The organism is Paenibacillus sp. FSL H8-0283, from assembly GCF_045040675.1.
GTDB classification, from domain to species: Bacteria; Bacillota; Bacilli; order Paenibacillales; family Paenibacillaceae; genus Paenibacillus; species Paenibacillus amylolyticus.
In genome coordinates, this window is record NZ_CP150295.1 from 3805826 (window position 1) to 3832615 (window position 26790).

20 protein-coding genes are annotated in these 26790 nt (G+C 46.3%); 4 read left to right on the plus strand and 16 right to left on the minus strand.

The genetic code is table 11. From position 1 onward, the window contains the following. Nucleotides 1-88: 88 nt before the first annotated feature. From MHI52_RS17005 to MHI52_RS17035, 7 genes are all read right to left on the minus strand, one after another. The gene (locus MHI52_RS17005) at nt 89-367 is read right to left on the minus strand and encodes a hypothetical protein (protein WP_076250459.1); all 279 of its coding nucleotides are present in this window, start codon (nt 365-367) and stop codon (nt 89-91) included. Next, nucleotides 354-2105 (minus strand): hypothetical protein, encoded by a 1752-nt coding sequence (locus MHI52_RS17010; protein ID WP_341344023.1) that lies wholly within the window; start codon nt 2103-2105, stop codon nt 354-356. The genes MHI52_RS17005 and MHI52_RS17010 overlap by 14 nt, the downstream gene beginning before the upstream one ends. A gap of 85 nt (nt 2106-2190) precedes the next feature. Further along, nucleotides 2191-5748 carry a DUF4132 domain-containing protein gene (locus MHI52_RS17015; protein ID WP_076250455.1) on the minus strand — a complete coding sequence of 1186 codons (3558 nt, stop codon included), beginning with the start codon at nt 5746-5748 and terminating at the stop codon, nt 2191-2193. Nucleotides 5749-5767: 19 nt separating this feature from the next. Then, complete coding sequence (locus MHI52_RS17020; RefSeq protein ID WP_256719993.1) at nt 5768-6991, minus strand: VWA domain-containing protein; 1224 nt, start codon at nt 6989-6991, stop codon at nt 5768-5770. Next, nucleotides 6976-9444: a DUF5682 family protein gene (locus tag MHI52_RS17025; RefSeq protein WP_076250453.1), complete on the minus strand. Its 2469-nt coding sequence runs from the start codon at nt 9442-9444 to the stop codon at nt 6976-6978. Before MHI52_RS17025 ends, MHI52_RS17020 begins: the two co-directional genes overlap by 16 nt. Beyond that, complete coding sequence (locus MHI52_RS17030; protein WP_076250451.1) at nt 9432-10532, minus strand: AAA family ATPase; 1101 nt, start codon at nt 10530-10532, stop codon at nt 9432-9434. Before MHI52_RS17030 ends, MHI52_RS17025 begins: the two co-directional genes overlap by 13 nt. A 421-nt stretch (nt 10533-10953) precedes the next feature. Then, nucleotides 10954-11931, minus strand: a complete 978-nt coding sequence (locus MHI52_RS17035) for an aldo/keto reductase family oxidoreductase (RefSeq protein WP_076250649.1) — start codon at nt 11929-11931, stop codon at nt 10954-10956. A 180-nt stretch (nt 11932-12111) separates the two neighbouring features. Between MHI52_RS17035 and MHI52_RS17040 the strand changes: the two genes are divergently transcribed. The 4 genes from MHI52_RS17040 to MHI52_RS17055 all read left to right on the plus strand — a co-directional run bounded on the left by MHI52_RS17040 (nt 12112) and on the right by MHI52_RS17055 (nt 15572). Further along, nucleotides 12112-13320, plus strand: a complete 1209-nt coding sequence (locus MHI52_RS17040) for a cytochrome P450 (RefSeq protein ID WP_101313861.1) — start codon at nt 12112-12114, stop codon at nt 13318-13320. Nucleotides 13321-13360: 40 nt separating this feature from the next. Continuing rightward, nucleotides 13361-13702: a ribosomal protein L7/L12 gene (locus MHI52_RS17045; RefSeq protein WP_076317707.1), complete on the plus strand. Its 342-nt coding sequence runs from the start codon at nt 13361-13363 to the stop codon at nt 13700-13702. A 171-nt stretch (nt 13703-13873) separates the two neighbouring features. Beyond that, entirely contained in the window at nt 13874-14158 is a 285-nt protein-coding gene (locus MHI52_RS17050; RefSeq protein ID WP_036613842.1) for a helix-turn-helix transcriptional regulator, read from the plus strand. Nucleotides 14159-14387: 229 nt separating this feature from the next. Beyond that, nucleotides 14388-15572 (plus strand): MFS transporter, encoded by a 1185-nt coding sequence (locus MHI52_RS17055; protein ID WP_340386466.1) that lies wholly within the window; start codon nt 14388-14390, stop codon nt 15570-15572. A gap of 108 nt (nt 15573-15680) precedes the next feature. Here MHI52_RS17055 and MHI52_RS17060 read toward each other — a convergent pair whose 3' ends face one another. The 9 genes from MHI52_RS17060 to MHI52_RS17100 all read right to left on the minus strand — a co-directional run bounded on the left by MHI52_RS17060 (nt 15681) and on the right by MHI52_RS17100 (nt 26674). After that, nucleotides 15681-16436: an SDR family NAD(P)-dependent oxidoreductase gene (locus tag MHI52_RS17060; RefSeq protein ID WP_076250445.1), complete on the minus strand. Its 756-nt coding sequence runs from the start codon at nt 16434-16436 to the stop codon at nt 15681-15683. Nucleotides 16437-16759: 323 nt separating this feature from the next. Further along, nucleotides 16760-18487 (minus strand): ubiquinone-dependent pyruvate dehydrogenase, encoded by a 1728-nt coding sequence (gene poxB / locus MHI52_RS17065; protein ID WP_076250443.1) that lies wholly within the window; start codon nt 18485-18487, stop codon nt 16760-16762. A 255-nt stretch (nt 18488-18742) separates the two neighbouring features. After that, the gene (locus MHI52_RS17070; protein WP_076250441.1) at nt 18743-19504 is read right to left on the minus strand and encodes an SDR family NAD(P)-dependent oxidoreductase; all 762 of its coding nucleotides are present in this window, start codon (nt 19502-19504) and stop codon (nt 18743-18745) included. 151 nt (nt 19505-19655) lie between these two features. Beyond that, the gene (locus MHI52_RS17075) at nt 19656-19961 is read right to left on the minus strand and encodes a Dabb family protein (protein WP_076250438.1); all 306 of its coding nucleotides are present in this window, start codon (nt 19959-19961) and stop codon (nt 19656-19658) included. A gap of 403 nt (nt 19962-20364) precedes the next feature. Continuing rightward, a complete protein-coding gene (locus MHI52_RS17080; protein WP_036613829.1) occupies nt 20365-20616 on the minus strand; it encodes a type B 50S ribosomal protein L31 in 252 nt (83 codons plus the stop codon). Nucleotides 20617-20760: 144 nt separating this feature from the next. Next, nucleotides 20761-21027: an HPr family phosphocarrier protein gene (locus tag MHI52_RS17085; protein ID WP_026081056.1), complete on the minus strand. Its 267-nt coding sequence runs from the start codon at nt 21025-21027 to the stop codon at nt 20761-20763. A gap of 164 nt (nt 21028-21191) precedes the next feature. Continuing rightward, complete coding sequence (locus tag MHI52_RS17090) at nt 21192-22259, minus strand: NAD(P)-dependent alcohol dehydrogenase (protein ID WP_340030495.1); 1068 nt, start codon at nt 22257-22259, stop codon at nt 21192-21194. A gap of 81 nt (nt 22260-22340) precedes the next feature. After that, complete coding sequence (locus MHI52_RS17095; RefSeq protein WP_340030496.1) at nt 22341-24488, minus strand: alpha-glucuronidase family glycosyl hydrolase; 2148 nt, start codon at nt 24486-24488, stop codon at nt 22341-22343. Then, the gene (locus tag MHI52_RS17100; protein ID WP_405157323.1) at nt 24485-26674 is read right to left on the minus strand and encodes a glycoside hydrolase family 52 protein; all 2190 of its coding nucleotides are present in this window, start codon (nt 26672-26674) and stop codon (nt 24485-24487) included. The genes MHI52_RS17095 and MHI52_RS17100 overlap by 4 nt, the downstream gene beginning before the upstream one ends. Between the last annotated feature and the right edge of the window lie 116 nt (nt 26675-26790).

Consider the following 26790-nt stretch of genomic DNA (forward strand, 5'->3'; position numbering starts at 1 on the left):
TTTTTTATCCTATAATACATCTTGTAATACATCTTGTTTATTACATCATATCGCTCTCATGGGTCTTCGCTTGGAATACTAACCAATATTACGCCTCTTCTTGCACACTCAATTGTACATATTGGGTGAGACGACAATACTGAAATAACAGCAACTCTTCATTACCTTGTCCAAGAGCCACGCTACGCCCTTCCTTGATGAGGTGATTCAACAACTCATGCAGGAAACTCATCTGCAACCGCAAGGATTCCGCTGCGAGCTGCTCAAGTACCTCAATATCTCGGATCGTAAACTGAGATAACCCGCGCAGCAGCAACTCTTCTGACCAGCCGTTAATTCTCTGCATGAACTGATTATATTCTTCCAAGTCTGCCCATCCTCCCATTACCGATATCCAGTTTCAGACTGAGCACCGTTTTGCCCTTCAGGAAACTGATTGGGCTAATCCGTTTTGGTTCCACACGCACAAAGGCATAGAAGTGTTCAAGCGATTGGGAACCATATCCTGACTCCAGTCTTTGGATCATCGCCTGCCAGTCAGATGAATACGGGAGAGTGAGTGCCAGTCTTTCCCCTTCGGTATTCTCAACCGTCAGGACAAGCTCCTGCGTTTGTTTGACAAAGTTATGGTCCACGATTCGAGCAACTTTGATTACAGCCAATCGTTCTTTGGGAGCAGCAAACAAGTCGAACGACCGCGATTCCTCTTGAAGTACAGTCGTTACATCTTGCATGGTTTTGCCCAGATTCAACGTTTCCACACCCGTTCGTGGCAAAATCGCAAGCTTGGCACCTTCCCCGGAAGAGATCCGGCGTTCTTCATTCACTTTAACTGAATGGAATTGAACTTCTTCACCGACGAACTGGCGAAAGGTCAGATTAGGTAGCCATGGTGTGAATGCACCATAATGCTCTGTATACGAGAACTGCTGATCATCATAATATACAGCACGTACATCGCTATAGGTGTAGATTTCCTCATCATCGAAACAATAGAAATAATAGGTGATTCCACGGAAACCGGATCGTGTCTCCCACGCGTCAGCTCCCAGTCCATACAGATGAAGTGAAGGCACCGTATAGTATTTACTTCGAAAACTGCCAATGAGCTGACTCTGCTGAATGGCAGACACCTTTTCTTCTTCAAGAACCTGGAGTGCAAGATACAGCTTGCTTACCCGATCCAACATGGATTGCATGGAGAAACGTATATGTCTGTTGAAAAACAACTGTAGTTCTCCTTGAATCCCTCGTAAACTGCGTTCTATGTCAGGCAGGTTGCCACTATGAGCTGCAATTGCCAATGTCTCCAGTTGTGCCATATAGGACTGAGGAAGGCGGGCCAGTCCCGTCTTCAACAATCCTGCCAGCATAACCCGACATTCCTGCACTGTCTGAAGAGAGAACTTGGCCTCGTACACCCGTCCACTTAATGCATCCCTATCATCCAGACCTTTAAAGTTCCGGTACCGTAACAAAGCTTCAAGCTTGGCCATTTTTCCGGCTGTCTGCTTCACCTTACATAGTGCTTTTGCAAGGTTCGGTTCCTCCGTAAAAGACACCTCGATATTCTGGGTGGTCAGATGAACCGTAAGAAGTGAATCTTCAATGATCTTAATTTCCTCTGGGTATCTCAGTCGGAAAACAACTTCCTCAATCATGGAAGAACTATACGATTTAATTAACACGGTAAGGTCAGACTCCGTCATCCAGCGGAAGCGAGACTCGATCTCACGTGATACTGTATGCGGAATTTCGCTTGGATCGTCCACATTTGATACTAAGTTTGATGCTGATTCTGTTACTGATACGTTTTTTGGTACGTCCAACGGATCATTATCCGATATCCCTGAGTCCTTATCCAGCGCATGCTTCTCGTCTGCATTCATTGAATCCTCTGCCGTATATTCCCGTTGATCATACAGAATTGCAATAAGCACATGCTTGCAGATATGATCGGCCGGGCAGGAGCATTCCCAATGATCCAGCGTATTTTCAAGCGTACATTGTGTCCCGTCACTGAGCTGACAACTCACAGATGATGCATTCCATGTGTACGTTACACTTACACCATTGTCCAACTCTTTCAAAGACCTTTTGTACAACCCCTTGTTGGCATACCGAATCAAATAATCCTCCGTACACAGCTTCGAAAAAATCCGGAATTTTTCCTTGAATCCATTCACGTCATCAACGCCCCGTTGCTCTCAGAATGTCGTAGATCGTTTCACTGAACACGCGACCTGGAACGTTGCCTAGAGCAATGGATTTGTTGTCACCATAGTAATAATATTGCTTGTTATTCGGTTTGAAGAAATGAAGGGATTCCAGGGTAATGTCATCCAATCCCTCGTAATACGTGATGCTCGTACCACTGAACTGCAATTCCGCAACAAGATCTCCGTACTCTTTATAAAATTCATGATACCAGCCGCCGTCCTGAGCCGGTCCTTTGATCCAGCCGTATTTCTCCAGTGCTTTGGGGAAAGCCGTTGGTGAGAAATCAGACTCGGGCAGTTGATCGTATTCATTCTTCGTTTTATCCTCATCTTCTGGCTGGTGAATCTCACGATTCAATTGCTCGAATGGCTGCTTGATCTCGTAATCCTCCAACTGCGTTGTCCAACCTTCAAGCGTTGCCTGATCCAGTTCCAACGGGTGTATAAGTCCCACTTGCGCATCCGAAGGCAGATCGACCTCATCTTCATCCACAGAATTGAAGGTGCCGTCCTCCATATAACGGAAGGTGCTGATCAGAGCGCCATCCTCATACGTTCCCCAGATCAGACCAACAGCAAATTTTTGCATGATTACATTTTGTACAAACAATGCTTTCCACTCATCGGCAGACCACAGACGTTGCTTGGACAATGACTCTTCCAGACGCTGCGCCTGAATGTTAACCATGGATTTGAGATCTTTTTTCAGCTGTGTGAAACGTGCCTTGGACTGCGCTGCCAATTCAGGATCATCTTTCTGTGCAGGAGCAGGCAGACTCTTCACGGATTTGCCCGTTTCTTCATTTAAGACAACGACTTGTAAGTCTCCATTGACCTTAACCAGGAAGGAACGCTCTCCGTAACTCAGCTGCATGGTTCCTTTTTCATCAAAACCAAGTGTGGTGACCAGCCGATCCTCCAGTTGTTCCGAGGTAAGTCCCATATTATCGGCTGCAAGTTGCAATGCTTCTTCTGCTGCACCTTTCACCTGACGGTTCTTCACGCCACGTTTGATCTTGTCAATCGCCATAAGAGCGGATGGATCTTTCAGATAAGCGAGCACTTTTACAGCATCTGCTGCAATCGCGCCACGACTGTTTTCTGTCCATTCCTTAATTTGCGGAGCCAGAATATTCACAATGTGAATATCGCCAAAGAGTGCTGATACATACATCACCCATTTCTCTTTTGCAGGAGCACCTTCCTGAATCCAGACCTGGAGCAGTTCACTTGCAAAACGAGCGAGCGATGCCTCACTTACGTAATCTCGTAATTCATTCAACCGTTCATTAGGACCGGATGTATGATCCAATGATTGGACCAAAGCATACTGTTTAATCCGGTCATCTAAAGGCTGATTGTCTTCAATACGTATCAGTGAAGGGAGATCTTTCAAGGACAACCAGCTCAGTCTCGACAACTTTTTGGCATCCGCCTGATCAGCGAGTGCAGCATGGGCATACTCTGGACTTAGATCTGCGGTATCTAGCAGAATTTGGATCAAGCTCTTCCAATCGTCGGACTTCTCTTTCTTCAAAAGTTCACCGTACAGTTCCTTGCTGTTTTCCAGACTGCGGATTGCAGTCAGAGCCATTTCTTTGATCGCCACTTTTTTCTCCGAGAGGTATATGAGCGTATACAAGTCCTGATCAGGAATTCGGTTGAATTCCGCTAACGCCACGCCGTTGGCCTTTTTGGAAGAATCCTGCAATCCGGCACGAATCGCTTCGGCCAATATTTTCTTCGATAACTCATCACGCTGTTCAAAGGTAATCTCCAGAATTAAAATGCGTGTATCTGTTGGCAGTTTCTTGTACTGTGTCAGTGCATAGTCCAGATTCTGCTGAATGATTCGGCGGTATTCGTCATGCGGCATCGATTTGTATCTGTAGTCGGTCATGCCATTAAGTGAGATCAGGCTGGTTAGCAATTTCTCACGTTGCACCTCAGGGTCTTGCCCGTAACGTTGAAGCAGTTGCTCTCCACTAAAAGCGTATGAATTGTACATGTCCGAGATAATATCCAGTGTCCAATCGGGATGAGTGGTCAGGATTGCGAACCTGCGCATCGCCTCCGAATCCAAGGGCAGAAAACTAATACTAATGAGGTTGTGAACACGCTTCTTATCCCGATTCAGTTGATTAAACAACCCGCGACTATTTGGGTCCTCCCAATATTCCTCCAGGGTGTTTTCCCCACTTAAGTATCTTGCAATCGCAAGTCCTTGACGTCCCCCGTCCAAAGGATGCCGAAGAGCGTTAAATACCGCTTGCTCCAGTGACCCCTCCGCATTAGGCAATGTCAATCCTTGATCCTCCATGAATTTCTGAATGCAGAGTTTGAGGAATGGCGGTTTGATAATCTCGTATGCTCGAATCGCTTGTTCAGGACGATTCGCGATCGCTGATTGTAACATGTTCCAAGATACCGTGTACGAATTAAGCTCGTCCCGCAACATTTCAACCAACTGATAAGGTTCATCCAGAGGCACAAGTCCAGCAAGTAGATCATTTGGACTCTTGGCTCTAGGGTCCATACTCAGCAAGTAACGGCGAACTTCAAGTGGATAAATCTCATGTAATTGATGTACTGTGTGAAGCAAAACATGCCCAATCTCACTATTTGTATCAAGGAACCGTTGTTTACCTCCACTAATGTTAATCAGGTACAACAAGGCACCACTCACAAGTACCATTGTTTGATGGAATACTGTGTTTGAACATTGCTCTTTTGAAGAGAAAGACGTATTGGGATACAGTTCAGCTATGAGCTGACTACGCTTCTCCTTGAGGAATTCATCCTTCAATTCTTGGGAAGATCCGTTATGCTTTCCTTGAATATTACTGACCACTACAGGTTCAATCAACGTATGTAACTCGTCCCGCAACTTATCTGCATCATTAGCCATTACATGTTGAAACAACACTGGTAACGATTGAACAGAAGATTGAACCTCTGCAAGATGAGAAGCCGTGTCACTGAGTCTTGAATATAATTGCAGCAGCATTAATGCATTAATTACATCCCGGTAATCCCCTTGACTGTCCGCTTTTTTGGAATCAAAAAGCCACTGGGCACGCTTTAATTTACTCTTTAATTCAGTCAAAATTTCGTTCTCGCCTGCAAACTGTTTGATTTTCTCCAACCGAGACAACAATCCATCCATGCGATCAGCGCTTTTGCTCTTCCCGCTTAATCCATAAGCTTCGGAGTCATTTCCCATACAGACAGTAAAGGCATCCGTTCTCCATGAATTTCTTTTGGAATAATTGGATTCCAGATATATCACAATAGCCCCGGCACGGTAAAAGATATCTCCGTCGTCTTTTTTGGCAAGCTTCATGAGCAGATCAATCGTTTGATACACATAATGACTCGAATTTCCCAACATATCCGGGAACTTGTCTGTCGTTCCCAAGACGTAATCAATAATTTCGGAGCTTCGATCTGTTTTTAATGAATACTCGTTTGAACAAGTTACTGCGAATTTCTCCACCAAAGTTTCAACTGCGCGGTCTGCGGTAAGCATTACACATTCCTCCTTGAATTTAAGTGATGATCTCGCCAATCCAATCCGCGAGTTCGTTAGGCGTAATTGCTGCTACATGTGCCCCCATATTGGTTAATGTCTGTGCGGCATGTTTGTTATAGACTGAATCCCCGTTAAAATCGAGCGCGGTGAGAACCAGTAGCTTGCATCCTGCATCGATAATATCTTTACAGGCTTTATACATTTGCGCTATCGGGTACCCTTCCTCCAGATCACTGACCAGAATAAAGATGGTTTTGCCTGGATTATCGATTAACGTCTCGCCATATCGCAACGCTTTCGTAATATGTGTCCCCCCACCGAGCTGTACATTCATGAGCACGTCTACGGGGTCTTCCAGTCTATCGCTCAGATCAACAACCTGCGTATCAAATATGAATAATTTCGTGCGAAGCGCATTCAAGCGGTAGAAGATGCTGGCCATCACCGAACTGTAGATGACTGAATCCAGCATACTGCCACTCTCGTCCACACCAATGATGATGTTCCACTTGTTATGGGGCTGGATATTCCCGTCGAAATATAGACGATCAATTACAAACCTGCGCTTGTTTTTATCGTAATTCTTCAAATTCTTGGTGATAGTTCGCTTGAAATTCAGATTGCGCAAAGATCGTACTGAACTCGAGGTATAGCGACTGCGCTTGCCCATGATACTCGCTCGGGTCTGAGATTCCAGCTTACTACGCAGCTCTTCAACCACGGTTCGCACGATATCCTTGGCGCTCTTTAACACCTCACCTTTCATCCGTCCTTTGAACTGCATAATGTTCTTGAGCAGATTCATGTTGGGTTCAAGGGATTCAAGCAACTTTTTGTCCGTTAACAATTCTGTCAGCCCATAACGATCAAGCGCCTGTTTTTCCAATATTTCGACCGTTGGTTTGGGGAATAGATCCCTGACCTTGTGCAGCCATTTCGGTACAGTCAGGTTAGACGCACCGCGTCCTCCCTCTTTTCGATAACCTTGTTCTTCACCGTATTCACGGTTATAGAGATACCCCAGAATCTCATCGATTTCCGTATATTGAAATTCAGCAGAAGTGTATTGGTCTGTATTACACAACCCTTCTTCCGCCGATTCACCGAGAACCAGACGCCATCGATTTAAAGTTTCAGCAGAATGTTGATCCCCTCGTTTGCTTCCATCCGGATTGGAACTTTCATTGATTTCTCCGGTTTCGTCCGTTGTCCGATTCGCTTCATTCATATTAGCTTCCATGCAGCAAACTCCTTTCGAAGCGCTTCATCCCACGTCTTGGACTGAATCAGCATCTGTTCATCGACCGCAGGCCTCAACATCTCCTCTGGTTCAACCTGATGCAGACTCGCCACCCGCTCCGCAATCAAGCCCGTCTCCATGGGTGTAAAGTAGGTGAATGCCAGCCTTAATTCCGGTACCATACTGATGAAGTCGTCGTAGGATAACTGTTCAATCAAATAATTCAACTCAGACAACAGCTGATCTTCATATAAAAAAGCGTCACGTGCTACAGTGAATACTCCCTGTAAAAAAAGTGCCGTTTGACGGGTCTGATCCGGTGTACCATGGATATACCCGCGAGCACGATCAACAATCTCATCCCTGGGCCTGTCACCGAGCCCTGAGGAAATAGCCACACACACACCCTCCAGCTGAGCCGGAAGCTGCTGATCCGACAGAAGCTCATTCAGATGTATTCGGAATGTCTCATCCTGAAAATACCCCTCTGATGACTCCGCGAGCATAGCTAACAGCTTCAATCCCTGAATAATGGCTTCATGTTCATCCGAATTGGCTCTGGAGAGCTGTAACAACTTGTCCACGGCGTTTCTATAAGCTTCGGATACCAGATCAGGGAGATGTTGCTCGTCAGATAATCCCAGCAACCTGCGGTGTTGATGAATTCGGTTCAAGATATGCAGACTGTTACATAAGGATAGAAAATTCCCGTCGGTTCTCAGCGCCGAGCGCACCTGTTCATAGAGTTTCATCGCTGTGTCTTGAAGCCCCATGAGCAACGCTTGAAGCATGAGTCGGGCAAGTTCACCGCTATGATGATCCGGTATTTCTTGCATCTGTTCTTCCATTTTGCGTGTGGCTGCTCCAGCAAGTGTTCCGCCATAGAGAGAGTTTTCTATCAATCTGGCTTCAATACGGGATGAGTACATATAAACCCAGGTTTCGCGAACAAGATTCATATCACGCTCTGCGATCCAGTCCGGCCCCGATTGCCGTTTCGCAAATTCCGGAACCAGATAGGTGATGCATTGAATCAATTGGCTTATCTGACGATGCTCCGGTTTCGCATACAGATCCAGCACTTTCTTGTGTTGACCTGTTGTACGAATCTGCAGTTTGTACTCTGTACAACGCGCCTTGAAGTCCTCCACGATGGGAATACTGAATGAATTGGGAGCCACGCTTCCAATGACGTCTCCAGTCAATAACTGCTGCAGCTCTTGCAGCGGTTTATCGGTCGCCAAGGTAAGCTCCCCCTTCACAAAGGAAGAGAGTGCTGCATCCATCAACTCATAGACGCCGCCTTCCCTTTTACCCCGAAGCCCGGCAAGACCTTGAATCATGCTGTACGCCTCAATCGCATCACTCGTTGATACATGTTCGTGACCATCCCGTAATTGGCGCATCAGCCGGGATAACAAGTCCAGAGCCGTTAGATTATACGGTGTACTCTTTTTGCGAAGCAGCTGGTTCCAGATCTGATCATAATAATTCACATAAGGCATGCCGCTCGCATATCCATTGAGCCGATCCGCCTCAGCAAAGGTATAGACCATCGGGTACATTTGTTGGTGAACCGTATCTGGATTAACCGCACTTTGTTGAGACGTTCCTGGTTTACCTTGTCCATCCAAACGTTGGTCTGTATGTCGTTTATTCATTTCTGGCTGTTCCAATTCCGATTCATGTTTCTCTGACATCAACAGTCCATACGTATGAAACCCACCGGTAATGACAAGCACACGGTCATGCTCCTGCACCGCTTGTTGAATATGTTGTTTCATATGTGCTTCTCTTGCCAGATCACCTGAAGACTGTAATCGTTCCGTGGAATAGCACATTCGGGATAAAGTACAATACGTGAATACATCCTGCACGAATGCCTGAGTGGATTTTTCCAGACCACCAATTTCAAACACCTTTTCCCACAATTCATCAAAACTGCGACAGTTTGTTTTTTGGCATAATCGGTTAATGAAATCAGACCCCGCAAGCAAGGTTTCGTCCTGAATAGAGATCTCCTTTTGTTCTGTCTGGCCGGATTTGGATGCACGATTGGAGAAGTGTTGATAGTCCAAATCAATAAACTTCGCTGGAATGTCCAGCCGTTTTGCTTCTTTCAAAGCTACATATTCAGGCGAATACCGAAGCATCGGATAATAGCAGGCTTCTCTCTCTAGTTCACTCTCATAGGTATAGTACAGACTGACAGGAGGTATCGTTGCCTCATCACTCAGCACTGAAATTAATGGATTACCGCTCTCCGGTCCTTCGATCAGAATGATATCCGGCTTGTACTCCCCAATTAATCGTAACAAGTGATACGAACATGCAGGGCTATGGTGTCGTATTGGATAATAGACCGTAGGATTACTTAGGTTATACACCTGGGATTCGAACAAGGATTGTAACTGATCAACATCAGGGTCCAGAACTGCTGTTAACCGATCCATTTTCTCTCCTCATAATAGTCCTTCCACATTCCCTCTTCTCTGGAACGCTCTTTTACGACCTTGGAGAAGTAGGTTTTGAGAATGGACAGATCCTTGTCGTTTTCCTTTGCAATGGTCCCTAGCATATTCTGCACCAACCGATCCAGCCCAATAGCTTTATCTTCGTAATAATAGGAAGTCATCGCACTCTGAACATAGACAGACACCGCTTCCGCCGTACTCATGGATGCTTGAGGGGTATCGAGCTTGTATCCTTCCCGTGTCATGCCGGTGCGCAGTTCCATGAATGTTGTAGCCAGCAATTCAACCACATCCGGGTTAATTTCAATATCAATTCCACTATGTAACAACAGGCTTCGTGCCTGGGATTCAATGATTTTAGCTTCCATCTTTACGTTATGAATGGGCTTGATTGTTTCAAAATTGAAGCGACGTTTCAATGCACCGCTCATTTCGTTAACACCTTTATCCCGAATATTGGCTGTAGCAATGACGTTAAATCCCGGTTGGGCAAACAGTACACCACCATCCAGTTCAGGAATGCTCATGACCTTGTCACTGAGAATACTGATCAGACTATCCTGCGCTTCAGCCGGACAACGTGTAATCTCTTCAAAACGGGTAAGAATACCTTTCTTCATGCCGTTATATAACGGTGATGGCACAAGTGCCGCTTCCGAAGGGCCTTTATCAAGCAACATGGCGTAATTCCAGGAATACTTGATCATATCCTCTGTTGTGCCTGCTGTACCTTGAATCGTGTTTAGACTGGTACCGGAGATCGCTGCGGTCAGCAGTTCGCTAAGCATGGTCTTGGCTGTCCCGGGTTCTCCCACGAGCATTAATCCTCGATTGCCTGCCAGAGTAACCACTGCCCGTTCAATTAACACGTCATTGCCATAGAATTTGCGGGTAATCGGGATCTCTTCTCCATTTAATAACGCGGGCTTATCCCTGCCAATAATAAAATCGCGCACATAGGCGGGAGATAACAGCCAGTTCGGGGGACGTTTCCCCTGATCTTCCTCTCGCAGCGCGCGTAATTCAACCTCGTATAATGTCTCGGCGGGTGGTTTAAGCATCTCCATCGTCAAGGTGTCTCCTCTCACATAAACAGATCGTATGTTCTTATTCCTATCATTTTATCACAGCACTCCAGCAACTACCCTGTAAAACGATAAAAATGGTTGAAACGTCCTTCTTATCAGCACTCTTCCTAAGTCCATGGACATAGCCTCTAGCGCAAATATGAAGGTGAAACATCCTTACAACCGTGCCAACACACTGGTTTCGGATCCGAATCAGCATGCTTATTACCCATGTATACGCATTGTAGGTCATATGACCTTAGGATTCATTAAACTTTCGATCATGTGTTTCAACCAAATGAAGCCGATTATTACAAAGAAGACACAGGCCATCAGCAGCCTGTGTCTTCTTATATGTCCAAATTTCACCCAACATCTATGAATTTTGATCGAAACGAACCAATCTCTCAGAATTCCCTACTTACATTCTACGCCCGCATGAAGCGGAATACAGCTCGTACCACTCATAACGGGTAAGCTCAATATTTGTTGCATCACGACAGGCCAGAATACGTTCTGGTCGAATCGAACCAATGACAGGTTGAATCCCTGCTGGATGCTTCATTAACCAAGCCAGTACAATAGACTCCGGTGTAACTCCACGCTCCTTAGCCATTCGATCAACCAATTGAGCCGTATGCTCAATCTCAGCCCGCTGTCCCTCAACTACCCTGCCAGTAAATCGCCCTTGAGCAAGGGGACCCCAAGCTTGCAGTTGAATATGCTCTGCCTGACAATATTCCATCGTGCCATAGGGAAACACGTTGTCTCTGGCTTGAGGACGATTTACCGTCACACCAGCCTCTACGAATCCGATTTTGTCCAGACTCATCTCCAGCTGGTTCACAATCAGAGGTACTTTACTATGAAGCTGAAGAAGACGAATCTGTTCAGAACCCATGTTGGACACACCAAAATGGCGCACTTTACCGGAATGATGCAGCTCAGCCAGTGCTTCTCCAATCTCTTGCGGATGGGCAAGTGGATCAGGACGATGTAACAGCAAAATATCCAGATAATCGATTCCGAGCCGTTCCAGGATACCGTCCACACTCGCCAGGATATGTGCACCTGAGGTGTCATAACGCTGTGGCCCTTCATCATCACCCACAAGACGTATACCACACTTCGACTGTATAATGATCTGTTCACGCAAACCGGGAGTTTCCGATAAAACTCGTCCCAAGACATGCTCTGCCTTACCACGTGTGTAAATATCCGCTAGGTCAAAGTGATTAATGCCTATTTCGATAGCTGCTTCTACAGCTCGATGACCTTCTACGACAAGATCTGAAGTAATGGGGAGCCCATCCCATTCACCCCCAAACCGCATACAGCCAAGAACCATTCGACTTGCCGGAATCTGGTGGTGATGCAAAGGAAGTTGTGCGTAAGACATGTCAGCGTTCACCTCATTTTCATTTTTACCAAGCATAATAACCGATTCTCTCTACCATGTCTTCTTCCATCTTCCTCTATTTTCCTGCTCTATCATCCATATGAAGAAAAAACAAGGTTTCAAAAGCTTGTGTATTGAATATATAGAGGGTGCAGGTATTATGCAGGAATATGAGAGGAGATGCTGCATTTGAATCCGAATGAATCCAACGAGTCCTCAAAGCCAGCGTTTTTCACGAAAGAATTCACGCATAACCCTTACCCGGTATATGAAATGTTAAGAAAAGAGGAGCCTGTTTTCAGACTCATGTTTCCTCACGGGGAATTCGGCTGGATTATTACGCGATACGAGGATGCAGTCCGGATCCTGAAAGATCCTCGCTTCAGCAAAGATATGGTCCGACGTTACGGCGCTGACAATCAAAGCATCTTCTCCAATAATATGTTGTTCTCCGATCCGCCGGATCATAAACGTCTTCGGGGACTTGTGCAGAAAGCATTCACACCCAAACTGGTCGCAGACATGCGGAGCCATATTCAGGACATTGCTGATGAACTGCTGGACAACCTCCCGTCACAGGAAAAAATGAATCTGATCGATGACTTTGCCTTCCCGCTGCCCATCATTGTCATTAGTGAAATTCTGGGAGTCCCTCTTGAGGATCGTGACAAATTCCGCATCTGGTCCAATACGATAATTGATGCTTCCATAGCCGAGAGCGCCGAGCTGTTTGAGCAGCATGCCAGAGAGTTTACGGATTACCTGACGGCCTGGTTTGCGAAAGTTCGCCAAGATCCCGGCACTGATCTGATCAGCCAGCTCGTCATTGCGGAAGAATCCGGGCAGCAGTTAACTGAACGAGAACTGCTTGGCGTTGTCTCCTTATTAATTATTGCCGGTCATGAAACAACCGTGAATCTGATTGGAAATGGGATTCTCGCCCTGCTGGAGCATCCGGAGCAACGCGAACTGCTCATCAACCAGCCCGAGCTTATTCACAATGCCATTGAAGAGATGCTTCGCTATAATGGACCGGTGGAGTTCAGCACATCCCGCTGGGCTCTGGAAGATATTGAATTCCGTGGACAACGTATCGCTCAAGGTGATCTTGTCATTGTTGCGCTTGATTCCGCCAACCGGGACGAACAGCAGTTTAAGGATGCTGATATTTTCGATATCACACGCGAGAAGAGTTCGCATCTGGCTTTTGGCAAAGGCATTCATCTCTGCCTTGGAGCACCGCTTGCTCGTCTGGAAGGTGAGATTGCAGTCAGCACACTTCTGAATCGTTTTCCAAATATACAGCTTCAGGCAGATGTGAATGAACTGGAATGGAGACCAGGTATGAATGTTCGTGGTGTCAAGGAAATCCCGGTTCAACTAAAATAATGGCTAAATATGAATAAATGAAAGTGAGGCACATTACATCATGGAAATGAACACCTTGGTATGGATCGTTTTGCTGCTTCTGATCTTTGTGTTACTGGTCAGAGTCACCAGCCTGCAACGCCAATTAAATGAATTGAAAAGAGATGTCGAGCGTCTGGAGAACGGTTCAACCGGCAGCGTCCGATCCGACTTCAATTACACCTTGTCGCCGAAGGAAGCACCTCCTTCCCATACAAGCCAACCAGCCCAAACGGATCTGGATCAGGAACTGCTTACACTTATACAACAAGGGAAAAAAATTATGGCGATCAAACGACTGCGTGAAGCCAGAGGTCTTTCGTTGAAGGAAGCCAAAGACTATGTTGATTCTCTGGATCGGTAATATACAACTCACATAACTCTCGGGGGAAGTTACTCCAGACTTTCGGCTGTTAACACAGACGCAGTAGAAAGTATGGAATCTTCGTCCGAGAGTTTACTTTTCAAACAACATATGCTACTGTTATTTCTATATTACTAGAAATAAGAAATAAAGACGAAAGGACCGATCATTATGCAATCAAACTCAAATGAGATTGAACAAGTTGTCAAAATTCATAAAGCGCTGGGCGAACAAACACGCTACAAAATCATTCAGATTTTATCGGGCGAAAGCAACCTGTGTCCTGCCGATCTGGAGAGCCGCCTTGTTACGGTTGCCCTATCGACTCTGTCTCATCACCTGAAACAGCTGTCCGATTGTGGTCTGCTTACATCGCAAAAGAAAGGTACGTATATCTACTACAGCCTGAACACGGAGACCGCACAAAAGTTTGTTCCCTATCTGCTAAATAAATAAAAAAATTTGAGTCATATTTCTATATAATTAGAAATATTGAAACAATGTACAATATTTATTAGTAGAACTAGGTCACCTAAGTTAACGCTTATGCCATTATTCATTATCTAAGTTGTAGCATTACCATTCGCGCAGATGGGTTGTATTCAGAGCATTCATGTCTTGTTCTATCGTCTTTATTTCTATATTTCTAAAAATATAATAATAATCAGAAAGAGGTTATGTTTCCATGTCTTCTACGCTCAAAATCTATGTTCTTGCCTTGGTCAGTTTCCTTGTGGGAACGTCCGAATATGTCATTGCCGGCATTTTGGATCGCATTGCAGATACCATGAATATCTCTTTAATCGCTGCCGGACAGCTCATTACGATTTTTTCACTTGTATATGCGCTAGGTACACCTGTCATTATTGCATCGACTTCACGCTGGGACCGTCGCAAGCTGTTGTTATACTTCCTCGGTCTATTCGTTGTGGCTAATGTTCTTGCTTACCTGTTGCCGGGTTATGGACTGTTCGTCGCAGCACGAGTGTTGATGGCTTTAGGCGCGGGTGTTGTTGTTATCACGGCATTAACGGTTGCTTCCCAAATAGCGGCGGAGGGCAAACAAGCTAGTGCAATCGCCACAGTAATCACTGGATTTACGGCTTCTTTGATTGTTGGCGTTCCGCTCGGAAGGCTTGTGGCTGCATCTTGGGATTGGAAGCTTGTTTTTGCCGGTATCGCTGTTCTTGGCGTTCTCGCCATGCTGGTAATTGCGGCCGCCATTCCGCCTTCCAAAGCAGAAGCGCCTGTTCCGCTGAAGAAACAACTGTCTTTGCTCAAACAGCCACGAATTGTTTTGGCACTGCTGGTGACATTTTTCTGGTTAGGTGGTTATTCCATTGCCTACACGTACATTTCACCTTACCTTGTATCCGTTTCAGGAATGAGCGAAGCACTACTCAGTTCAGCTTTACTCGCATTTGGCATAGCAAGTCTGATCGGTTCAAAAGTTGGAGGGTTCAGTGCTGACCGATTGGGTGTCAAACGAACGCTGATCACAGGCATGACATTGCATATCGTAAGTCTGGTCCTGTTGAATATAACAGCAAGCTCTCATCTCGCTGTCTTCCTTGTTCTGATTTTGTGGTCTTTTGCCGCCTGGTCTTCGGGTCCAACTCAGCAATATAACCTGGTCACCATGGCTCCGGAATCCTCTGGCATTATGCTAAGTCTGAATAGTTCGGTTATGCAATTAGCCATGGCTGCCGGCGCAGGTATTGGCGGAATCGCGGTCAGCAGCGTTTCATTATCATCCATTACCTGGATTGGCGCTGTCGGGGTTGCTGTTGCCGTCATCATCGTTATAGGCTCGTATCGTTCAGGATCTGCGAAAAGTACACACACCGATACATCTCACAACGCTGCCTGATATGAGTTCGTAGTATAAAAGACAAACCAAAAAGAGAGGCACTGTATGCAAACAGTGGCCTCTCTTTAACCATTTTAACGGCTATTCTATTACCGATAAGCAGAACTCTTATTGGGCCGTAACTGCACCATCGATCGGATATACTGCACCATTGATATAAGGCGCTTCATCTCCAAGCAGGAAGGAAACCAAGTTCGCGATCTCTTCCGGTCTGCCCAGACGTCCGGATGGAATGCTGTCAACAGTTGCCTTGAACACTTCAGGATTGTCTTTACCGAACTGAATGACCATCGGTGTCTCAATTGTACCTGGTGCAATCGCATTTACACGAATGTTGTCCTTGCCATATTCAATCGCAGCTGTGCGGGTCAAGCCCACTACGCCATGTTTGGTTGCTGCGTATGGTGCAACTGCGGGTACACCAACAATACCGGCTGTGGAGGCCGTGTTCAGAATGGAACCCCCACCTGTTTTGAGCATTTCAGTAATTACATACTTCAACCCGTAGAATACACTTCTCAGGTTAATATCAATAATCTGGTCAAACTGCTCAATCGTATGTTCAATCAGCTTAATACCAGGACCTGCAATACCTGCATTATTAAAGAACATGTCGATTCGTCCGAACTCTTCGACTGTTTTTTTCACATAATTCTCAACTTCAGGTGCTTTACTTACATCTGCTTGTACAAAAATAGCTTTACTTCCCAGCTTCTCAATCTGCTTAACCGTTTCAAGACCTGTCTCTTCGACAAGATCCACAACGACAATGGATGCACCCTTCTCAGCCAGCTTCAATGCTGCTGCTTGGCCCAATCCACTTCCTGCTCCAGTAATAATGGCTACTTTTCCTGCGTGACTCATGTTGATCTCCTCCATGTGTGTGTGTCATCTTGTGATTGGATCGATGAATACGATATGAAACGTACTTACATGCAATGATGCAATATGTAGGTCAAAAATGGCATAAAACCTTCCTGACTTTACCTATTCTAATAGACTTTCGATATAAAAACAAATCATATAATATGTATTCATACTATATCACTTGTCACATATTCAGCATTTTTATTGAAGGAGCATACAACTATAACGTCTTGTTGCATGCTCCTCTTTTACATATACAATACTTTTTAAGTCAGTATCTCTACAACTTCAAACGGTGCATATCCGCTTTTTGAAACACTTTAACGCAGCAAATTCGTTTTTGCCAATTCAATAATTTCGTCCCCTCGTCCGTTGAGCACGGCTTTCATCATCCATAAGGTGAATCCTTCCGCCTGTTTGAACTCAATCTTCGGAGGTAAGGACAATTCCTGACGATTCACCACCACGTCAATCAACACAGGACCTTCATGCTGAAGCGCACGCTGTACAGCTCCTTCGAGTTCATCCGGATCCTCAACCCGAATACCTTCCATGCCCATGGCTTGAGCAACCATCGCAAAGTTGGGATTGACAAGCTCTGTTCCCGATTCCAGGAATCCGGCAGCTTTCATCTCCAGCTCAACAAAACCGAGTGCTCCATTATTAAACACCACAACTTTAATCGGCAGATTATGCTGTTTCAATGTCAACAGATCACCCATCAGCATCGTAATACCGCCATCACCCGACAAAGAGATGACTTGTCTGCCCGGATCAGCGACCTGAGCACCAATGGCCTGTGGCAAAGCGTTTGCCATCGTACCATGACTGAATGAACCGAGCAGTCTGCGATTACGAGACATCTCGATATAACGGGCCGCCCATACTGTCGGAGTACCGACATCACAGGTGAAGATAGCATTTTCAGCTGCGGCATCACTAATGACCTTGGTCAGGTACTGCGGATGAATGGGCTTTTTACCCGGTTTTCCAACGGCCAGCTCGTCCAGATCTTTGCGTACTTTCACATAACGATCCACACTTTTACGCAGATGTTTGTCACTGTGTTCTTCTGTTAGATAAGGAAGTAAAGTTTCAATGGTCGCTTTCACATCCCCACATACGCCGTAATCCAGCTTCGTGCGCCGACCCAGATGGGAAGATTGAATGTCGACCTGAAGGACTTTTGCATCTTCGGGATAGAATTGACGATATGGGAAATCCGTTCCCAGCATTAATAATACATCACAGTCCATCATGGCATGATAACCGGATGAATACCCAATTAGACCCGTAAGACCCACGGAATAGGGGTTGTCATACTCCAAATATTCCTTGCCTCGTAGTGCAATAACCATCGGGGATTTCAAGCGATCACAGAGCTGCATAAGGGGTTCCCGAGCGCCCGCGCAGCCTGCACCGCACAACAACGTAATTTTTTTGCCTTGATTCAGATACTCCGCCAGTTTCACGAGTTCCGGCTCAGAAGGATGTACCACGGGGTTGGTTGCGTGATACACATGCTCAGGTACAGGAAGATCCGCTGCTTCAAGTCCTGCTACATCCCCCGGCAATACAACGACGGACACACCCGAACGTGCAACTGCTGTCTGAATGGCCATCGTCAGAGAACGCGGCATCTGTTTGGCTGTTGTAATGACTTCACAATAATGACTACATTCCTGAAACAGATACTCCGGATGGGTCGCCTGAAAATATTCACTGCCAATCTCGTCACTTGGGATATGTGCAGCGATAGCGAGTACAGGAACACGATTGCGGTGACAGTCATACAGACCATTAATCAGATGCATATTACCAGGACCACTGCTACCTGCGCAGACAGCGATACTTCCACTGACCTCAGCGTCCGCCCCAGCAGCAAATGCAGCTACTTCTTCATGTCGTACATGAATCCATTCAATCTTCCCAGAACGACGAATGGAGTCGAGTACCGCATTCAAGGAGTCTCCAACAATGCCATATATACGTTTGATGCCAGCGTTCAATAAGGATTCAACCAGAACGTCCGCGACTGTTTTTTTCATAAGTGATGGGTCTCCTTTAATTGCTCATTTTGATTATGTTTCCACTCGGTTAATATACCTATTCTTATACCCCAATCTTTCGAAAACCGAACCAACTCAATATGTATGTCTGGATATATGAAACAAAACCAGCCCCTTAAACCTTTATTCCAGCTATAGCAAAATGCCAAAAAATCCGCTTGTCGAATGACAAACGGATTACGGTTAAACTCAGTTAATTCATTTTTATGTGAAATCCCCGAATTCAATCAGACACTAGATAGCAGGCATCACATTGCCACCACTAACCGGGATATAGGCACCTGTGATAAATGAGGACAGGTCCGAAGCGAGAAAAGCTACCGCATTGGCGATTTCCTGATCTTCACCCCTGCGCTTCAGCGGCACGGTACGCGTATATGCCTCATCATGTCCAGGCTCACTGGACCGATCACGTTCACTAATTGTCCATCCAGGTGCAACCTGGTTTACGGTAATCTGATACTCACCAACCTCCTTGGCAAGTACGCGATATACACCGTCCATTCCACGCTTACCAGCGGTGTAGGCCGATTGATGAGCGAAATTTTGCATCGCACATTCTGTATTGATACCAATGAAGCGACCGGCTCTGACGTTTTGCATATGCGGTATGAAAGCTTTGGCAAGATACACACTTTGCATGACACAGGATTCAAACTGGCTCAAGTAATCTTCAGGAGACTGTTCCAACACCGTTGTCCATTCATATTGAATGACCGCATTGGCAACAACGATATCCACTCCGCCGAGGACAGACTGAATCTCATCACGCATCCGAAATGCTGTATCCCGCTTTGTAATATCTCCCTGTACAATAACAGCCTGACGACCGAGTGCTTCAATCTCACCTTGAAGCTCCCGAGCCTTGGTATCATTATTTATGTAATGTAGAGCCAGATTGGCGCCACAGGCTGCCAACGTGCGGGCGATGACTCTCCCCAGCTGTCCGGTTGCGCCTGTAACCAGAGCCGTTTTTCCTGAGAGATCCAATTGCATAACAGCGAAAACCTCCTTGAATCCATTTGGTCGAAAACGATTTCGGAAATATGTTACTTTTGTTCATTAATTACGCATTATTCAGAGAGATATACAGCATTGTTCAATGCTGTATATGGTAGTTCAACTTTTTCCCTATATGTGGAGACTATTAATTATGATGTTGAATGAGATCAATTTCCTGGAAGCGACTGACTTCCTTTTCCCAACGCTCTTCTACATATTGACGGTGAACCGGGTGATTGTTATATGCATCATACGCAGCCTGATCCACAAAGACCATCGAGAAACTGTAGTCAAACTCATTCTTCTCACTTACCTGTTTCAGAACCTGAAATTGCTCTACCCCAGGAATGACAGCCAGTGCATCTGAACTTTCCTTCAAAAAGGCTTCGGCCTCCGGTGTATCTTTACCCGCGTAAAGTGTAAACGTTACCATATGTGTGATGCTGCTCATCTCTATTTCCTCCTCCAATATGTTCGTACTCGTTTCCTAGTGTACATCCGAATGTGTTGTAAGCGCAATAATTGGTTGAATTAATTTTTATGAAATGGATATTTCTATATAAATTGAACTAAGGAATATTTACACTGGTCACTTCGATGACACAACAACCTTCCGATCGCTGTTATCCCCAGATTTTTTTGATTCCTTTTATAAAGGTTAAATCCGGGGATAAAGGCGAACGCTCCACTTCTTCAGGTTCTTTCTGTCCTCTCCGTTTTGTGTAAATGTTTATCTCAATTTATATAGTTACAAATATTAATTTCAAGTAAAATTCACTAGCCTTTACCCTGAATATGTACACAAAAAAACCTCAGGACAAATCCCGAGGTTTTTTTGTAATGTATGGACAAACTTATTTGGTGATGTTGTATTTACGGTTAAATTTATCAACACGGCCACCGATATCCACGTTTCTTTGTTTACCAGTGAAGAACGGGTGGGATGCGGAACTAGTGTCCACACGGATTACTGGGTAAGAGTTACCGTCTTCCCATTCCATAGTTTCGTTAGAGAACTTCGTGGAAGAACTCAGGAATTTGAAATCAGCACTTGCATCGTAAAAAATTACGAGTTGTGTCTTTGGATGGATGTCAACTTTTGGCATAATCTATTTACACTCCTTTAATATGGGTACTTCTTTAGAATCAAACTACATTTTATTATACTCTTTTTTTGGACAAAGTACCAGCAGGTTTTGAGGAATAACTAAAAAAAATATGATATCTGTGACTTTGCACCTAATCGAGTGTCACGCCGTCCCTTTCTCCAGTACATTCAACATGTACTCCAAAGCCTCCAGTTCATCCCTGCCTCTTGTCTGTAATCTGACAACACTACCATATCGAATGGGTAGTAACGCCATTCCAAGCAGGCTTTTGACATCTACACGATGCTCATGCTCAGACTCCATATACGACAAAATAATATCCGAGGAAAAACGTGACGCTTGAGAAGATACCGACATCAGATCATCCCGATGAAAATCAGCGTGTATCATAAATTCATGTACTCTCACAACCTTCAGTTCCTTTCGCTAAGTACTTATTCACCAATATGGTGTGTATCCATTTATATATTAAAATCTTCATGAATTATACCATGTTATGGGAGCTTGACCCATACTTTTTTTGCAAAAAACAAAAAAAGAGTCCTTAACCGCAGGACTCTTCCAGGTTGTTCTTACATACCATTCGGATATACCATGACCTTCAGACTGCCGCTTTTATTGTGTAATGCACGCTCCATCGCTTGCTGTGTCTCTTCGAGTGAATAACGATCTGTAATCAGAGACATCACGTCATGCTGGCCGGAGCTCAGGAACTCAATTCCTGCCGGATACGTATTGGCATAACGGAATATGCCATAGATATCAACTTCATTGTCCGCAATAAATGGAACATTAAGTGCGATCTCATCCTGTGCAGGCAGGCCCACAATCGCAAGTTTTCCTCCACGTCGAAGTGAATACAGAGCAGATTGTAGCGCCTTCGGATTCCCCGCTGTTTCCCATGCGGTATCCACACCCACACCATTTGTTAACTCGCGAATCACAGCCAGCGCATCTTCATTCCGCACATTAATGGTATGAGTGGCACCCATGCGGCGAGCTGCTTCCAGCCTAACTTCCTCCAGATCCGTTACAATGATCTTCTCTACACCGAAAGATTTGGCAGCAGCCACAGCCATGAGTCCAACGGGACCCATACCCATAATCGCCAGGGTTGTACCCGGAGCCAACTTGCTGCGGCGTGCAGCGTGAATACCAACAGAGAATGGCTCGTTCATAGCTGCTTCCTCATAAGACAGATGATCCGGGATCGGGAATACCATATCTTCACGTATCACCATGTACTGTACAAATGCCCCATCCACCGGAGGGGTCGCTAGAAATTGTACATCCGGACACAGGTTATAACGACCTTCCTTGCATGCCGAGCAACGTCCGCAAGTCACCCCAGGCTCAATAGCAACTCGATCCCCTGTTTTCAGACGGGATACGTTCGAGCCAACAGCAGCAATGATCCCCGCACACTCATGACCCAGAATGATCGGTTTCTCCACCACAAATCTGCCAATGCGTCCATGTTCAAAATAATGCACATCCGAGCCACACACCCCGACGGCCATTACCTGGATTAACACCTCATCCGCTGCCGGTTGCGGGACGGGTTGTTCCTCAATAATAATGTGTCCTGGCTCTGTCATGATAGCAGCTTTCATGGTCTCGGGCAGTTGATATTGTCCCATACGGTTCTCCTCCTCATGTATGTCCATGCTGTCTATTGTACATCAAAGAAAACAAGGTATCTTCTTTCTTCACATCACCAATCAATAGATAGTTCGACCCTGTTCATCCGCAATGCCGCTCTTGCGATAGAAGTACGTATTGATCATGTCCCGCCATTCCTTGGCATGTTCGGCCTGGTTGTCCTGTAATGAAGCAACTTTACTGAAAATAACCGGGTCGATTTTGCCCTCCAGCCCTCTCCATGTCTCGGCTAACGCCTGCGCCTGCGCAACACCTTCAAAGTGTGTATCATAAATATGCTGAATGACCGTTTTACCCGAATGCAGAACATGGGTGTACGGCACGTGATGGAAAAATAAGATCAGCTCATCCGGACAGGTGTCTACAGACTCATAGCGATCAGCATTCTCAGGGTGATACTGTGAAGTGTATCCTGTACCGCTGTTCACGGTTCGATCTACACCAATGCCATGACAATCGGCAAAGTGATACGTTCCCCATTTGGAATACTCGTATCCATCTACATTCGGCCCGTAATGATGTTCCGGATTAACCATCCAACCCACACCGAGAGGCGCAGTATAATTCTCATAGATATCTAGTGAATTCAAAAGCATGCCCGTAACCTGCCGCACAACTTCGTCTTCATGTCCAAATGTGAGTCTCACCCACTCATCAGCAATCTCTTCCGCGGACAGCTCCGGGTTCCACGCAAGTCTTCCATATCCATATAGATTCGCCTGCGCGAGTGGATGTCCTGTCCAACAGGCATCTGCACCAATATTGGATACTGCGGCGAAGCCACTGTATGGTCGTTTATACAGAGAACCGTCCGCGATTCGCTTGATCTCTGAACCTTCGCCTTTGGCGTATGTGTCAAAGTCCAATACTTCTTTCCACTGGGGAACCAGATAACAGAGATGACGTTGTTGCCCGGTATACTCCTGTGTAATCTGAAATTCAATCACCTGATTTGTATTTTCCATGGCGCCGAACAGCGGGGATACCGCCTCTCTCACCTGAAAGTCCATCGGCCCGTTTTTGATCTGCAAAATGACATTTTCGGCAAAACGCCCGTCCAGCGGCGTAAAGTGGTCATAGGCTGCCCGCGCACGGTCTGTGGAACGATCCCGCCAGTCCTGCTTGCAGTTATAGACGAAGCAACGCCAGATGACCAATCCACCGAATGGCCGAAGGGCTTCAGCCAACATGTTCGCACCATCGGCATGATCACGGTTATACGTGAACGGTCCCGGACGATTCTCGGAGTCTGCCTTGATCAGGTAACCGCCAAAATCGGGAATCGCTGCGTACACCTTGGCCGTTTGAATGTTCCACCATTCCCGTACTTGCGCATCCAGCGGATCAGCTGTACGCAATCCACCAATCTCAATTGGACTTGCGTAGTTGGCGCACAGGAACAATCGAATACCATACGCTCTGAATTCAGCGGCAACCTTCGCCACATCACTAAGATAACGTTCCGTCAGAAACAGGCTCTCACGGCGGTGTACATTGACGTTGTTGATCGATATGGCATTGATTCCCGTGGAAGCGAGCAAACGTGCGTAATCCCGGATGCGTACCAAGTCCAGCGTAAATTCCCCGTTATCATAGAAAATGGAGTCTCCTGCGTAACCACGCTCAATGCTGCCGTCCACGTTATCCCACTGATTAATCATCCGTAGCGCATTGGTTGGCTGTTCTGTAATGAAGCTCCACTTATTCACAGCGTCATCCGCCTCATGTGCACTTCCTTGATCCATTGTCAGCTCTCGAAGCAGATGAAATGCACCATACAGCACACCTTGGGGAGTCTCTGACCCAATGACGAGTACACCCTCGGTCTCGTTCTCACGAATGATGTACCCTTCCCCTTGAACAGTTGAACGCTCTGTCTCGCTGAACAACCCAGCCACGGAATCGCTCCCTGTCCAAGTGCCGATTCGTATTGCGGGAGCGGAAGCGAGATTGTCCCGTTCATTTTCCTGAGCATCAGACAGATGACTGACCGACGGTTTCACGCCATATAACCTCTCCAGTCCCCGTGAAAGTTCGGTCAGAGCTGTTGTGATCACTCCATGGTTCTCTTCCGCCAGTATAAGTTTGCTCCATGCAGGAGCCGTCTTTTTGGTAAACTCATTCGCTCTTGGCAATTCAGAGTGATACCCCAGCCACGCATCGTACTGTGGACCCGACAAAGCAGATTGAACGACGGATTGGCTCATTGTACCGCCTCCTTGCTGGCATAGATCTGCCCAAGGTGATTCCCTTTTCCTTCGAGTAGCCATAGGATCGACGTTACACCACGCGGATAGTACTTGCTGCCAACCGCCACACCAGACAGGATCTGATCACTCCAGCACCAGTAGGATTCCTCCGGATGCAGCAGCCAGTTGACATGAGCCGCGTCTGCAGCCTTGCCTGTCTCATTCCATTCCACACCCAGCAGCTCTCTAGCGATAAACTGGGACAAATAGATTTTGCTCAGCCACGAGTTATTGCTTGTTGAGGACAGTTTCCAGCCTCCATCTTCGAACAGACATGTTCCCGGTACAAGAACCGTCTTCAGATGAGTTTGGAGTGCTTTCAGATAAGGTCCAAAACGACCATTGACATCCAGTGCTGCTTCACAGCCTGTAAAGTACGGGAACACCAAACCTTCAATCGCCGGAATGATTCGAGAATCATTATTTTCTGCAATCACAGCCGGTATGTAGCCGCCATCAGTCAACTGTGCAGCAATACTGGCAGCGCAGCGATCCGCTTGAAGTCCAGCTTGATGGGACAGATCGGCCAACTTCTCAGTTGCGAACAGCTTCTCCAATGCAACATAGACCGCCCAACATTTACCCGCCAGATAGATATTATTGCGAGACTGTCCAAGTGACACATCCAGGCTGTCGTAGGTTGTAATCTCCGCTCCACCTTGGGTACGGCTGCTATCCAGACCCATCAGACCGTTACGCTGCTCTGCGTCGGGATGGTCACGATTAAGCATACTTTCGAAGCAATCCTGGATAACAGGCAACATGTTTTTCACAAAAGCTTGATCCTGTGTCTGTTCAATGTATACTGTCGCGCAGCAGAGCCAGTTCACCAGCTCCTCGTGGCTCATCTGTGAGAAACAGTCGTCAATGCCAACCAGCTCATATGCCGAGTGTCCAGGGCGTGAGAACACATTGGCAACACCAATATCATGGGTAAAGGTAATTCCGCCCGGATATAACTTCTCTTCCCCCGGGAAACGAACCTGATCCGTATAACTGTATCGTTTCACAAACCACTCCAGCTCATTACGCACCGTCCATGGATTCAAGGCAAGCTCGAAGTACAACTGATCAGCCGTCAGATCAAGTGTGTTCATCATCCGATACTCCCCTTCGTTCACCACCCATAGCGGCTCGCCATCGGCATCCAGCAGTTGAGTACTGGCATAATAGCTGTGAATGGAATGAGCAAGCATGAATGATTGATCTTCGGTCAAAGCAGCCGATCCAAGGCGTTGTTCAACCTCTCCACAGGATGCAGTCAACTCACTGAAGCGTTGAAGTGCATACTCTCCTGCTGCCTGAATATCGGAGAAGTACCGCGTATACCAATACGTTGTGTCCATTCCTGTCGTCACAATGCCCCCGCGATAGAAACATACTGCGAATTGATACGTACGTTTCTCTCCAGCCGGCACCTCCATCAGTAGTGCAGCGGTTGAGCCAAGTCCAAATGCCAGATTCTCCCGATGTTTCTCCTGCAACAGTTTCTCCAGCGTAAATCCGCGTGCGGGCCACAGTCCATCATCTGCTGACATAATCGCTGTAAGTCGACCTTGTCCCACACCTGTGATGGAGCCACCTTCCGGTCCCCCAATCAGACGCATCGCAGAGTACGGATCATTGCCCTGATAACCAAAGTAGGCTTTGCGGGGTTGTTGACCTGCCGTATTGTCAATCCTCATCTCAACCAATACGGCAGGTACGAGTGCATCCATTAATTCTTCACGATCCCCATTCGTTGGATCAGGTACTGGACGTACAGGCGAGTAGATACGGAACGTCAGATCTCCAGCAGTCCACGTATCCGTACCTGAGGTAAATTCACGGGTAATATCTTCATCGCGAAAAGCCGTAATAAGAGGTTGTGGAACTTTGGTCGCTGTTGTCGACGCAGTGTCCCCATTCTCCAACTTCTCTACATCATAGCGGCTGCTCTCATCCTCGGAAGCTTCATAAAAAGGAAGCGCCTGATAATTGTCGCCATCGCGAGATTGTAATCCAATATATACATTCTGGTCAGCCGGCTTGCCGAGTTCAAGACCGAGCCCGCCTTTGGCTCCTTTGTAACCCAGTGTAAAACTCGCAAAAGCACCAATCGGTGCGTGATGTGCATTATAAAAGATGGATTTGGATGTTTTCATGAATCATAACCCCTCTCAGAATGGTTGCATACGTTTTCATTAGCCCCATCCTAACACGTGGTTCCACCTCCGACCATGATCAAATCAATCGGATATTTACCCAAATCAAGCTGATA